Origin of the sequence: Psychrobacter sp. K31L (genome assembly GCF_017942195.1) — a bacterium.
Lineage (GTDB): Bacteria > Pseudomonadota > Gammaproteobacteria > Pseudomonadales > Moraxellaceae > Psychrobacter > Psychrobacter glaciei.
In genome coordinates, this window is the sequence record NZ_JAGKSC010000003.1 from 107,257 (window position 1) to 120,761 (window position 13,505).

At 42.8% G+C, this 13,505-nt stretch carries 11 protein-coding genes; 5 read left to right on the forward strand and 6 right to left on the reverse strand.

The window, feature by feature from the left end:
• Nucleotides 1-75: 75 nt before the first annotated feature.
• The 5 genes from J5X94_RS05985 to sohB all read right to left on the reverse strand — a co-directional run bounded on the left by J5X94_RS05985 (nucleotide 76) and on the right by sohB (nucleotide 5,817).
• Nucleotides 76-945, reverse strand: a complete 870-nt coding sequence (locus J5X94_RS05985; protein WP_228293178.1) for an SDR family oxidoreductase — start codon at nucleotides 943-945, stop codon at nucleotides 76-78.
• Between the two features lie 109 nt (nucleotides 946-1,054).
• Nucleotides 1,055-1,813 carry a histidine phosphatase family protein gene (locus J5X94_RS05990; RefSeq protein ID WP_210540610.1) on the reverse strand — a complete coding sequence of 253 codons (759 nt, stop codon included), beginning with the start codon at nucleotides 1,811-1,813 and terminating at the stop codon, nucleotides 1,055-1,057.
• Nucleotides 1,814-1,861: 48 nt separating this feature from the next.
• Complete coding sequence (locus tag J5X94_RS05995) at nucleotides 1,862-3,148, reverse strand: phosphotransferase family protein (protein WP_210540611.1); 1,287 nt, start codon at nucleotides 3,146-3,148, stop codon at nucleotides 1,862-1,864.
• 177 nt (nucleotides 3,149-3,325) lie between these two features.
• Nucleotides 3,326-4,576 (reverse strand): acyl-CoA dehydrogenase family protein, encoded by a 1,251-nt coding sequence (locus tag J5X94_RS06000; RefSeq protein ID WP_227669952.1) that lies wholly within the window; start codon nucleotides 4,574-4,576, stop codon nucleotides 3,326-3,328.
• Between the two features lie 260 nt (nucleotides 4,577-4,836).
• A complete protein-coding gene (gene sohB / locus J5X94_RS06005; RefSeq protein WP_210540612.1) occupies nucleotides 4,837-5,817 on the reverse strand; it encodes a protease SohB in 981 nt (326 codons plus the stop codon).
• A gap of 391 nt (nucleotides 5,818-6,208) precedes the next feature.
• Between sohB and aspS the strand changes: the two genes are divergently transcribed.
• The 4 genes from aspS to J5X94_RS06025 all read left to right on the forward strand — a co-directional run bounded on the left by aspS (nucleotide 6,209) and on the right by J5X94_RS06025 (nucleotide 11,011).
• On the forward strand, nucleotides 6,209-8,023 hold the full coding sequence (aspS, locus tag J5X94_RS06010; RefSeq protein ID WP_194619804.1) for an aspartate--tRNA ligase: 1,815 nt from the start codon (nucleotides 6,209-6,211) through the stop codon (nucleotides 8,021-8,023).
• A 79-nt stretch (nucleotides 8,024-8,102) separates the two neighbouring features.
• A complete protein-coding gene (locus tag J5X94_RS06015; RefSeq protein WP_228293193.1) occupies nucleotides 8,103-9,101 on the forward strand; it encodes a lysophospholipid acyltransferase family protein in 999 nt (332 codons plus the stop codon).
• A 186-nt stretch (nucleotides 9,102-9,287) separates the two neighbouring features.
• Complete coding sequence (locus tag J5X94_RS06020; protein ID WP_194620402.1) at nucleotides 9,288-10,034, forward strand: glycosyltransferase; 747 nt, start codon at nucleotides 9,288-9,290, stop codon at nucleotides 10,032-10,034.
• Between the two features lie 119 nt (nucleotides 10,035-10,153).
• A complete protein-coding gene (locus J5X94_RS06025; protein WP_210540614.1) occupies nucleotides 10,154-11,011 on the forward strand; it encodes a hypothetical protein in 858 nt (285 codons plus the stop codon).
• A gap of 11 nt (nucleotides 11,012-11,022) precedes the next feature.
• Here J5X94_RS06025 and J5X94_RS06030 read toward each other — a convergent pair whose 3' ends face one another.
• A complete protein-coding gene (locus J5X94_RS06030; protein WP_210540615.1) occupies nucleotides 11,023-12,135 on the reverse strand; it encodes a glycosyltransferase in 1,113 nt (370 codons plus the stop codon).
• 334 nt (nucleotides 12,136-12,469) lie between these two features.
• Between J5X94_RS06030 and J5X94_RS06035 the strand changes: the two genes are divergently transcribed.
• Nucleotides 12,470-13,471 (forward strand): capsular polysaccharide biosynthesis protein, encoded by a 1,002-nt coding sequence (locus J5X94_RS06035; protein WP_210540616.1) that lies wholly within the window; start codon nucleotides 12,470-12,472, stop codon nucleotides 13,469-13,471.
• The last annotated feature ends 34 nt before the right edge of the window (nucleotides 13,472-13,505 follow it).

Below are 13,505 nucleotides of genomic sequence, written 5' to 3' on the forward strand. Positions count from 1 at the left end.
CTCCATAATAAAAAGCCCTCTACATCATCTGTAAAGGGCTTTTTATTGTCTGAATTTATGTCAATCTAAACAGCATTAACTCAGTTTATTGAGTACTTGTAATGGTAAATGTTTCATTGCATGACTGACCATAGACCAAGGCAAGCTAGGCACGCAAGCTTCTTGAACACCCGCTTCGATTGCAGCAACCATTGCTTTGGTACCCGTATCAACATCTACTTCGAACGGTAACGGCTTGGCATTTTCGTTGATTTCAGTACGAATATAGCCTGGATAAATAGTAGAAACGTTAATCGGCAATTTGGTCAACAGCATATCAGCTCGAATGCCTTCTGCCAAATGAGCCAGCCCGGCTTTAGTCGCACCGTAGGTGGTCAGATGCCTAGGTAGACCGCGCATCGCTGACATACTCGATATCACCACCAAATGACCGCTATTCTGTGCTCGAAAAATACCCATGGCGGCTTCACACTGTGCCAGCGCTGCAATAAAGTTAATCTCAGCAGTGCGGCGATTGGTCTCAAAACGCCCTTTACCGATACGGCGACTCTCACCGACACCAGCATTGACCACAACACGATCGATACCACCAAAGTCAGCGGCAAAAGCATCGAAAACCTCAAAAACTGCATCATAGTCACTGACGTCTAATACTCGATATTCAACGCGAATATTGGGATAAGCTGCCATCAACTCTGACTTCAAACTCTCTAAACGCTCAGTACGACGGGCACAGATAGCGAGGTTGTAGCCAAGCTTGGCAAACAGTCGAGCCATGCCCTCGCCTAAGCCTGAGCTAGCACCAGTGATTAAAATGGTTTTATCACGTCCTACTTGCTGCTTATTTAAGCTTTTAAGATAGCGTGACGGTTGAATCGCACTCAATACCTGTTGCTGACTTTGCTTAGTACCTTTTGTGACTAAGCTCATTAATTGGTTTTTCATAAACAATCCTTTGTATATCGATAACGAAATAGCTTTCACACGCCCTAACCACTAAATCGCGGATATGTATTCAGCGCCTTGTATGTCGCCAAAATAACAGTTTTTTCGTCTATCGCCAAGTGACAAAGCGTTTTCCGTCAGCAAACAAGTGACTATATTCATTAAGAGACATTAGGCGTGTACTCTGATCTTTTAGCGTAATAGACGTCACCCCTGTATTGACCAAGCTTTTATTGAGCTGATAAGCAGTCTGGCTACCTTGCTGCAATAGCTGCGCGGTAATAGCAGCGATCACGCCGCCTGAGGTAAAGACTAATACTGTACTATGGTGATCTAAGCTTAAGCTCGCCACTTGCATACGTATTTGCTCAACTGCTTGTTGGGCACGGCTGCTAAACTGTGACCAACTCTCAAGATAGTCACGGTCATCATCACCCGCATGCCAGCGCTGCATCGCTCGATCGAACAGTTCAGCTAGACGCGTCGCCGGAACATCTGCCTTTGCAAGTTCAATCGCAATGGCTGCTTTACTAGCAAAAGCAGGATTGGATTTGACCAATACATCTTTATGATTAAACTCATCAAACTGTGGAATGATGTAGCTGTCAGGCTCATTTATATCGAGTGCGGCTAAAATGGGTGCCTCGTTGCTGTTATCCATAGAGGACTGGTAGCTCTCCCAAAAATGTCGTGCCGAGTCTTGCTGCCGTACTAAGCTGCCACTAAAGATAGCGTCGATTCTGCGCTGAGTCGTCGCATAATGCTGACCGAGCATTTGCGCTTGAATACTGCCTAGCTCTGAGAGCTGATCATAATTTTCTTGTCCAAATGACGCTTGACCATGACGTGCCAAAAGTATGGTTGTCATAAATAATCCCTTTTGATTGTATTCACTAAATGGCTGCTTTTGAGAAAATTAATTGTCAGAGGCATCCGTACTTTTAGCAAAATAGCCTTTTGGTAAAATACCTTTGACCACTTTTTGTACTGGGCTTGGTAGCTGTTCAATCGTTTGTGCGTCGACACCCATGTCTTTTAGATGCGGCTGTACATGAGTATTGAACAGCATCTCACCTTCATACTGCGCTATCAGCTTAAGACATTTAGCGTGTAATACATGGACGATAAGCCAAAAATTCTTAAAGGCTGGGTTGGTCGTTTGTTTATTATAGTAGCGATAGTAAATTTGCTGGACAATGCCCGCCAGACGGAATAGACCAAACACTTCATAAAAGGTCCAGTTGGCTATCTCTAAGCCCGTTTTTTCAAGATAATAGTCGACCACTTCATCACGGGTCATCATACCTTTTAGATGTGTTGGCTGACGGCGTGACTGCTGCATGACGATGTTGTCATCTGCTTCAATCCAGTAAGCCAAGGCGCTGCCCAAATCCATCAAAGGATCGCCAAGAGTTGCCATTTCCCAATCGAGTACACCAATCACTTTGGTCGGGTCGTCAGCTGCCAAAATCACATTATCAAAGCGCCAATCGTTGTGAATAACGCAAGTTTTGCTATCAGCAGGCGTGTGCTTGCCAAGCCATTGTCGTACCAGCGCAAAGCTCGGTACGTTAGGCGTTTTTGCTTTGACATAACGTTTATCCCAGCCCGTGACTTGACGCTCACAATAACCGTCACCACGACCCAGCGTGACCAAATCAGGATGTTCGGTATAATCCACTTGGTGTAATTCAACCAAAGCGTCAATCACATTGGTACATAATGTACGGGTCTGCGCTTCGTCTAAATCAATGCCTTTGGGTAAATTAGCACGAGGAATGATGCCTTCCATGCGCTCCATGACATAAAAATCGGCACCAATGACAGTTTCATCGGTACATAAGGCGATCATCTTGGGTACATAGGGATAAGCATCTTTTAATGCTTTTTGTACGGTATATTCGCGTACCATATCGTGCGCTGACTTGGCTTTGGTGCCTTTTGGTGGACGACGCAAGATTAAATCTTGGCTCTCGCCTTCACCCTCATATTGCAGACGATACGTCCAGTTTGACGCGCCGCCTGAAAATTGCGTGACCGTTGGCTCGCCTTTTATATCGACACCTTGCTCACGTAGCCAATTGCTGACTGCTTGGGCATCAAGCTCTTCGCCCTCGCGGACATCACCGCCTTTATCAAGTACTTTATTATTAGTTGCGCTGTTTGTCATGCCAGTATTGTTGGCATGGTTATCAGTTGCCATGAGACATTCCTTATCATGTGGTCATTTATTTTTATAACATATATGAGTGATGAAATATGAGTGATGAAAAATTCACTATCAAATATTGATAGTGAATTTTTCATTGGGTTTTACGTCAGGCCTATTGTTAAACGAATGGCGATTGAAGCCAATGACTACGTTGGTTAGCAAGCACAATTATGCTTTGGCAGGTTTAGACGGACGGCTAAAACCTTGGCGCTTGAGCTCTAACTTAGCGATCATGGTTTTGTGCACTTCATCAGGGCCATCCGCTAAACGTAATACACGTGCTTGCGCATAGAAGCTTGGCAGCATCGTATCTTGGCAAACGCCCATTCCACCATGAATTTGAATCGCCATATCAACCACTTCTTGCAACACAGTCGGCGCAACCACTTTAATAGCAGAAATTTCAGTCAATGCTGCTTTTGTACCTTGCGCGTCCATTTTTTGCGCGGCATACAAAGTCAGCAGACGTGCTTGGTCAATCTTGATACGCGCTTCAGCGATACGCTCAAAATTACCACCCAACTGTAATAATGGTTTACCAAAGGCCGTACGCGACATGCCACGCTTAACTGCCAACTCTAAAGATTTTTCAGCAGCGCCAATACAACGCATGCAATGATGAATACGACCTGGCCCTAGACGACCCTGCGCAATCTCAAAGCCCATACCCGGTCCACCGATAAAGTGACTGACCGGCACGCGTACATCATTAAAGCTGACTTCGCCATGACCATGCGGTGCATCATAATCGCCAAATACTTTGAGCATACGCTCGATGTTGACACCCGCTGTTTTCGCTGGCACCAATACCATAGAATGTTGCTGATGACGACCTTTGCTCTCATCAGGGGTGTAAGCCATCACAATCAACACATCGACCGCAGGATCGCCAAGACCAGATGACCACCATTTGCTGCCATTGATAATGATCTCATCACCGTCAACTACGGCTGTGGCTTGCATATTGGTCGCATCGCTTGAAGCAACATCAGGTTCTGTCATACAAAAAACCGAACGGGTTTTACCCTCTAAAATCGGCATCATCCATTTTTCTTGCTGCTCTTGCGAGCCATAGCGCCACAACAATTCCATATTGCCGCTATCAGGAGCATTACAGTTAAATACATAAGGCGCAAGTAAACTGCGACCGGTCAACTCTGCAATGGGTGCGTAATCGGTCACTGAAAGCCCAGCACCTAAAGTATCATCAGGTAAGAATAGATTCCACAAACCCGCTTCGCGTGCTTGTTTACGCAGGCTTTCGTACTTTTCTGGCCACTGCCAGTTTTTCCAATTGCCATCCGGATTTTGCGCATGGCATTCTTGCCAAAACTGCGCTTCGATCGGTTCGATTTGGGTTTCGATAAATGCTTTGACTTTGGCGTGCATGGCTTGACCATGTTCTGTTGCCGTAAACATCAATGTATTGTCAGACATAGGTGACATCCTTTTCTTTGTTGATTATTTTCATCAAGCTTCGATTAAAAAGTTAATGAAATCTCTATAGTGTACGTACGTATACTGTTTTCTGTATGCACTATTTATAACACAGCAATTATTATTAAACAGAAAAAAGGCGCGACCAGCTAGGACACGCCTTTTACAAAATACAAACAATGCATCAATAAGAATTAAAACCTTAAACTACTATTTATTCATTAGTACAATGATATTTAAAGTTATTTTAAGATATTTAGACGGCTATTGAAATCAAAACGCGCTAACGCATTTGGTAGCTTATCGATTGCCAAGCTCACTGTCGCTTCTGCTGCTTGAGCCAAACCTAACTTTTCAGCGAGAGTTGGTTTTTGGCGTGAATGCAGTGCGTATACTTCATGGTCTTCCATACGCCCTAAAATATAGCTGTCTGAGGTTTGTAAGCTATCGATCAAGTTAAGTTTTAATGCATCTTCGCCATACCAATGCTCTCCAGTGGCCACTTTTGCGATATCCAGTGTTGGACGATAGTTATTCACAAAGTGTTTGAAGAGCTCGTGCGTCTGCTCCAGCTCTTCTTGATATTTGGCACGATCTTCAGCATCGTTTTCGCCAAAGACAGTGACTGTGCGCTTGTAATCACCAGCGGTAAACATTTCATAATCGACGTCATGGTTTTTTAGCCATTTATGGAAGTTTGGCAATTGTGATACCACACCGATTGAGCCAATAATGGCAAATGGTGCCGCCACTACCTTATCTGCGACGCACGCCATCATATAGCCACCGCTTGCTGCGACTTTATCGACACAGACAGTTAGCTTTAGACCAGCGTCTTTTAAGCGAACCAATTGCGCTGCCGCTAACCCATAACCATGCACCAAACCACCGCCGGATTCAAGACGCACCACTACCTCATCACCTTTGTTAGCCGCACTGATTAACGTGCTGATTTCTTCGCGCAGATGCTTAACCGCGGTTGCTTTGATATCACCATCAAAATCTAGAACGAAAACTTGTGACTTATCATCGGCATTTTTTTTCTTATTTTTGGTTTTTGCTTTTAATGCCTGTTTGGCTGTTTTAGCCATCGTTTTTCTGAACTGTTTAAGCGCCGCTTTACCTTGAGTGGCTTCCATCAAGTCTTCACGGCGTTGTTCTTGGTTTTTATTCAAATGAATAACCCGCAATTCAACAGGATTTTTGGCAGGATGAAAAAGCATGAGCAGTATTCCTTACATTATTGAGATAACTTTATTGAGATAACTTTATTGAGATAACTTTAATAGGATCAATAGGATTTTATAAGTGAGCTTGATATGTGCACAGTGGCTGATGTTTTCAAGCAAAATGACAATATTTAACCCAATGCAGATGTTACGGGATAAATACCCTCTATACCGAAGCATTCCTGCGTTTTGATTGGACTCAGCTGGTTGTATAACAAGGGCAGATTAGGCATAATATGCGTTTATATCATATTTTCTGCAGCCAACGTGATGACCATTTGTCTTAATCGCGTTGTTTGTGCTTTTTTTTGCGCATCGCTTGAATCGTGCAACAATGGCTGCATTATTGTATTTCGAATTGGGCTGACAACTGGATAATTATATTATGACGCATAGCGAATACCGAGACGAATATTGCGGAGCCGTAACCGAAAGCTTACTTGAGCAAACCATTAATATCGTAGGCTGGGTACATCGTCGTCGCGATCACGGTGGCGTAATTTTCTTAGACATGCGTGACCGCGCGGGCATCTTGCAGGTCGTCATTGACCCTGATACCCCAGAAGCTTTTGCGATTGCTGATGCCGTACGTCCTGAATATGTGCTAAAAATTACTGGCCGTGTACGTCGCCGTTATGAAGGTACTGAAAACAATAGCATGACCAGTGGTCAAATTGAGCTATTGGCTAAAGAAATTGAAGTATTGGCGAAATCTGAAACACCGCCATTCCCATTGAATGATGAAAAAACCACAGTTTCAGAAGACTTGCGTCTAAAATATCGTTACCTTGATATGCGCCGTCCGCAAATGCAAGAGCGTATGGTTTTCCGCGCCAAAGCCACCTCAGCGATTCGTCGTTATTTAGATGATCATGGTTTCTTGGATGTTGAAACCCCTATTCTGACACGTGCGACGCCAGAAGGTGCTCGTGATTATCTTGTGCCTTCACGTACACGCCCAGGTAACTTTTTTGCATTACCGCAGTCGCCACAGCTGTTTAAGCAATTGTTAATGGTGTCAGGTTTTGACCGTTATTATCAAATCGCTAAATGCTTCCGTGATGAAGATTTACGTGCCGATCGTCAGCCTGAATTTACTCAGGTGGATATTGAGACTTCTTTCTTAAATGAAGAAGAAATCATGAACATCAACGAAGGTCTGATCAAGCATTTGTTCAAGACTATGATGGACGTTGAGTTTGAGCAGTTCCCTCGCATGACTTACGCAGAAGCGATGCGTGACTATGCTTCAGACAAACCTGATTTACGTATTCCACTAAAACTGGTCGACGTTGCAGACTTGATGAAAGACGTTGACTTCAAAGTGTTCGCAGGTCCTGCTAACGATCCTAAAGGTCGTGTTGCTGCTCTACGTATCCCTGGTGGTGCTTCGATTAGCCGTAAGCAAATCGATGCCTATACCAAGTTTGTCGGTATCTATGGCGCACGTGGTTTGGCTTATATCAAAGTCAATGACGCTAGCAGCGTCAACAATGGCGTTGACCAAGAATCTGGTCTACAATCTCCCATCATCAAAAACATGACCGATGATGTATTGGTAAGCTTGATTGAGCGTACTGGTGCAGAAGACGGCGATATTATCTTTTTTGGTGCGGATAAAGCCAGTGTCGTCAATGACGCCATCGGCGCTTTACGTCAAAAAATTGGTCTAGACCTTGAGATGACGACTTGTGAATGGGCACCACTTTGGGTCACTGATTTCCCAATGTTTGAAGAGACTGACGATGGTCGTTGGACGTCAATGCATCATCCGTTCACCAAGCCTAAAGGCTCAGTTGAAGAGTTGAAAAACAACCCAGAATCGGCCCTATCTATCGCATATGATATGGTATTAAACGGTACTGAAGTGGGTGGTGGTAGCTTACGTATCAATACCTTTGATATGCAGCAAGCCGTACTTGAAGCTTTAGGTATCGGCGAGCAAGAAGCTGAAGATAAGTTTGGTTTCTTACTTGATGCATTGAAATTTGGTGCGCCACCGCATGGCGGTTTAGCCTTCGGTTTGGATCGCTTAATTATGCTTATGGTAGGCGCTGAGTCTATTCGTGACGTGATTGCCTTCCCAAAAACTAAAACTGCTGAGTGCCCATTAACCCAAGCCCCTGCTGAAGTTGATAGCAAGCAGTTACGTGATCTTGGTATTCGTGTGCGCGAAAAAGCTCAGGCTGATGCCAAATAACCTGCTCAATAATTGGTCTTATGATGCTCAGATCTGTTTTACATTGTTTGTTACATGATTCATCACCATGCGAATGGTCATGAATCCGTATCATATTTTCAAATTCGTGCCATTATCTGTATTGCAGATACTGGCACGTTTTGTTGCGTGGGTGATTATAAAAATACCCAGTCTGAGTATCATGCGTACCGTCAATATTAATATAGCACTAACCCGCCACGAGTTACCAGACAATGAAAAACGATCCTTAGTCAAAGATATTATTTACCACCAATGTATGACCAGTATTGAGTCTATCAAAAGCTGGGCAATGCCACCTGAGTGGAGTATTGCTCAAATACAAGATGTGCATAACAAAGACATTCTTTTAGAAGGACTGGCTAGCCCGAATGGTATGCTCGCCATCGTACCGCATTTGGGTACGTGGGAGATGATGAATGCTTGGCTCAATCAATTTGGCTCACCAACCATCATGTACAAGCCCGTTAAGGGTAATATAACTGATGACTTTATACTGCAAGGTCGATCACGCCTCAATGCAACACTAGTGCCCACTGATGGTAGCGGTGTCAAAGCCATATTCAAAACCCTCAAACAAGGCGGCTTTAGCATTGTATTGCCCGATCATGTTCCTGACCCTTCAGGCGGTGTTGTCGTACCGTTCTTTGGTGTTAAAACGTTAACCAGTACTCTCGCCTCCAAACTCGCTAGCAAGACTAAATGTGCGTTGGTCGGCTTATCTTGTATTCGCCGTGACGATGGTCATGGTTTTGATATTTATTGTTATAAACTCGATAGTCCAGCCTTATATGACCGTAATTCCGAAACAGCAGCTCATGCGCTCAATCAGTCTATGGAGCACATGATTAAAGACAACTGTAGCCACTATATGTGGGGCTATCGACGTTTTAAACGCATCCCAACTTTAGGCAATCCCTACCGTGCTAATGAAACGGTATTGGCAGATTTCATTCGTGCCAATCAAGATCATTTATCTTTGTCTGCTGCCTCGTTAGCTACTAAATCATTACCTCCTGATAGTGACGCTAATCATAAAAACGTACTAAACGATAATTAGCAGTAATAACCATACAAAATTTTGAACGTTTAAACATATCGTCAATGATAGCTGTGCTAACATTGACTCATACTTTTATGCCTTTTGCTTTTGAGAGTAACATTTTTTCATTCACATCAATACGAGTGCACTATGGTAACTGACGTAGCCGAAAATTTATCGACAAATCGCCCGCAAAAAGACACCATGCGTGCTGGACAACGGTATATTATTTGTATGAAATGGGGCGATAAGTACGGCCCTGAATACGTCAATCGTCTGTATAACATGGTCAATCGCCATTTAACGTTAGATTTTCAGATGATCTGCCTAACCGATGACAGTACAGGCATCGACACTGCTATTGCCTGTTATCCTATACCTGAAATGGATTTACCAGATGGTCCTGAACGTGGCTGGAAAAAACTGACGACCTTTAAGCCAAATTTATATGATCTAAAAGGGGTAGCGCTATTTTTAGATATCGATATCGTTATCGTTGATAATATTGATAGTTTTTTTACTTACAAAGCTAAATATAATGATAGCGTCGTCATTATCCGTGACTGGAAAAAACCATGGCGGATGATTGGTAACAGCTCGGTCTATCGCTTTAATATTGGTATGAATACCTATCCCGACTTGCTGGCAAACTTTGAACGTAACTTTGAAACCATTCGTACCCAAGTTCGTCACGAGCAAGCCTATCTATCCAACTATTTGCATGAATATCACCACCTAGAGTATTGGGATAAGACATGGTGCGTTAGCTTCAAATACCAATGTATAGCGCCCATTCCCTTTAACCTAGTGCGTAAACCTACTTTGCCTGATGATGCAAAAATCGTTATTTTTCATGGTGAGATCAATCCACCAGACGCCATTGCTGGCGGCGGCGGTAAATGGTATCGACATGTAAAACCAAGCCCATGGTTAAAGAATCACTGGCAATGATCGTTTAAATAATAACGATATTTGAATGGTTCAAAGACAGTCCAAATCATTTAAAGGCAATGCATCATGACGATATTTGAAGTCAACTACTGGGAAGAAGTCAACTACTGGGAAATAGTATGGCGCTATACTTGAGGTTACCTGCTACGGCTAGGTTTAATATTGATAATGAGCTCATCGTTATCGATGCTTTTAATGCCAATGAGCCAGAGCAAAGCCTGCACAAGAAAAACGTTAATATTATCGCCTCAGGCCCCTCTATACAGCAGCTACCATTATCAGAGCTGTTGGACACGCCTACTATCTTTGTCAATGGTAGTATCAGTCTAACTGAGAAACATTGCTTCACCGATATCGTCGGCTATGTCATTAGCGATGCACGCTTTATTCACCATCAACCTGAGATTTTACAGCAGTATTATACTGGTCAACCTCTGTATGCAACGCTAGCTGTGTTTGAAGCGATGGCAACAGCCCTCCCCAATATCATGCGGACTTACCATCACGTCATGCGTGTGTTGTATCCAGTAGACAGACCATGGGGCGTCAAATCAAATAAGCTGTCATTTAGTAAGCTGATTTTTAAGAAAAAGCTACTGAACAAGAAAATGCCGTTATCATACTTTATCAACCATCCAGATTTTATTATTGATGGCAGTTATAAAGCAGTTAATATCGGCGTATCTCTAAATATTACGCATGGCTTTGTAGAGGCAGGAACTGTCGCTTATGTGGCCACACAGTTGGCTTTCTCACGTCATGCGGCTACTATCCACTTATACGGCATCGATTTGCTCAACAGTGAGCAGCCACGCTTCTACGAAAACAAGAACAACAGCGCCCCAAGTATGCTTAGTAAGGTCATGAGCGAGCGCATTGTACCTTCGTTTAACTTGCTAAGTAGAACTTATAAGTCGCATGGTGTCTCCGTCATTAATCACTCCCCTGTCTCCAAAACCCTATTCGATGATCTCTAATACTTATTACCTCATGAATTCAACACTGAACCAAACGCTAAGTATTGCTGGGCGATGTGATTCGGCAGTAGTTGCTGATTTAGCGGTACTATATAGTGTGTGAGATTGTCTATTGCCTGATCGATGAGCATAGCCAACCCATCAATGTCATCTACTGGTACTAAGCTCTTAGCGGGTAACAGCTCCCTTGGACCAAACGGGCAATCAGTACTTATTACAGGTACGTCTAACGCTTGCGCCTCAACGATGGTATACCCAAAACCCTCAAACTTAGAGCTCATTATCAGCAAAGCCGCTGAGTCAATCAATGGATAAGGATTGGCTTGAAAACCAAGAAACTTCACACAATCGTCAATGCCAAGCGCCGTAGCTAACTGTTTAATCTCACTCTCCAGCCTCCCCTTACCCACCAAGACTAAAGGATAGCGCCGTGCTGTTTTGGCATAGGCATGTAGTAAGTCGTGATGACCTTTCATGCTATCGAACGAGGCAACGTGAATCATATAGCCTTTATACGTTATACCGAATTGGCTGAGCGCTAACGATTGCTTGGCGGCTTTCTTTATGTCATCGACAGCGCAAGGATTATAGATGGTCGTCGTCTTATTCACATTGCCTATCAGTGCCAATAAATCCTGACGCGCCCCATCGCTGACGCAGCTACACGGATGGGCGCCATAGACCATTTTTAGATGATTTATAGTCTGTACCGGCGCATCTAATAATGGATTCTGAAACTGCTTAGATAGCGCCGTATGTAGTACATTCACGATATTTGGTAATCGACTATATGCCATGATCCAGTTTATTTTATAGATGTTGGCCAATATCAGATCTGGTGTTCCTATTTGACTCAGTACATAATCATCGATACGCCTAGCGACTGCTTCATAGGCCTGTGCTTGGTTAGATTTTGGCTCGATATTTTGCTCAGAAAACACCTCGTCATATGGCACTACATGATATTGAACACGTGAATCTAATGGCATATCTTGAGTATATTCGAGACAAAGCACATGAACGTTATAATTTAAATCAGCATAAGCACGTGCCAAAGTCGTGACCATGCGCTCAGCACCGCGACCTTCCAGCGCCTTTAGTATTAATAGAATAATAGGTGGCATCAGGGTCTCAGCTCACAATTTTGTTGAGGTATAAGTAGGAAGGGTCAGCCAAATGAGTGTATCAATAGTCATAATTATTGCAGCGTTCTGACTTTATATGCTAGTCTCATCTACCTTTAGACCTTTGCTTTTATTGCTTGAAGGATAGTCATGGCTTGCCTGATTTCCCACAGCATAACAAACCATAGCATAGCAAAATAGTCATCAATTTTTATTGTATAAACCAACTAAACCTTGTCAATACTCATATCAACAAATATCATCGCTGGATTGATGTAGCTAATACAAACATCGGCGTGTTGATAGAACATGTTTACAAAAAATAGGATCAGTCATGAAGCAACCTGACGAGAAAACATTAGATGTTGTCATCGCCTGGGTGGATGGTGCAGATCCCATGCTCAAACAAAAGAGAGAAAATTATAAATCAGACAAAGTAGTCGCTTCAGATGCGATAACGGCCACGCGTTTCGCTAGTGACGACGAGATATACTATAATATAGCGTCTATCATTAAATACGTGCCTTTTTGTCGTCATATATATATTGTCACCGACCAACAACGACCAGCATTCATCGATGATTTTGCCAAGCAAAATATCTGTTCAGCAGATAAAATACGTATTGTGGATCATAAAGAGATGTTCGTTGGTTACGAGCAGTTTTTACCCACTTTCAATACCCGATCGATTGAGACGATGATATGGAACATTAAGGGACTGTCTGACTATTTCATCTATATGAATGACGATTTCTTTTTTAATCAGCCTGTGAGGATCAATGACTTTTTGGACGGTGAAAAAATTATCATTCATGGGCAGTGGCGTAAAAGTGCTGCATTAAATGCCAAGCTTAATTTTCGCAAATCTCGCTTCAAACTGTTTGGAACACCGATACAACCGAGGCACACGATAGCGCAAATGTTAAGTGCTAAAATACTTGATATGGATAAATTTTTTGAGATTCATCACTATCCTCATATTGTTGATAAAAATATTTTAAAAGCCCATTTGTTGGATAATCCTCAATTATTGACAGAGCAAATAAAGTACAAATTCAGAAATGTTGCGCAAGTAAACCCCATAACGCTGATGAATCATTTAAAAATCCAAAAAGGCCAAGCCGAGTTGAAACCCGATACGTCTATCAATTATCTAAAAAATGAAAAGGGTGTCGAGGACTTTATAACCGATTTGTACAAAGAATCTATTAAATATGGATGCATACAAAGTCTGGATTTACTTGGAGCGAACTCCTATCAAAAAATTACCGCTGCTATGGTGCAAAAATTCTCAGCCTATTTACCCTCGTCATTATTGTTAGATGACAATAAATAGCAATAAACTTAAAATAATAAACAAAAGACAACTT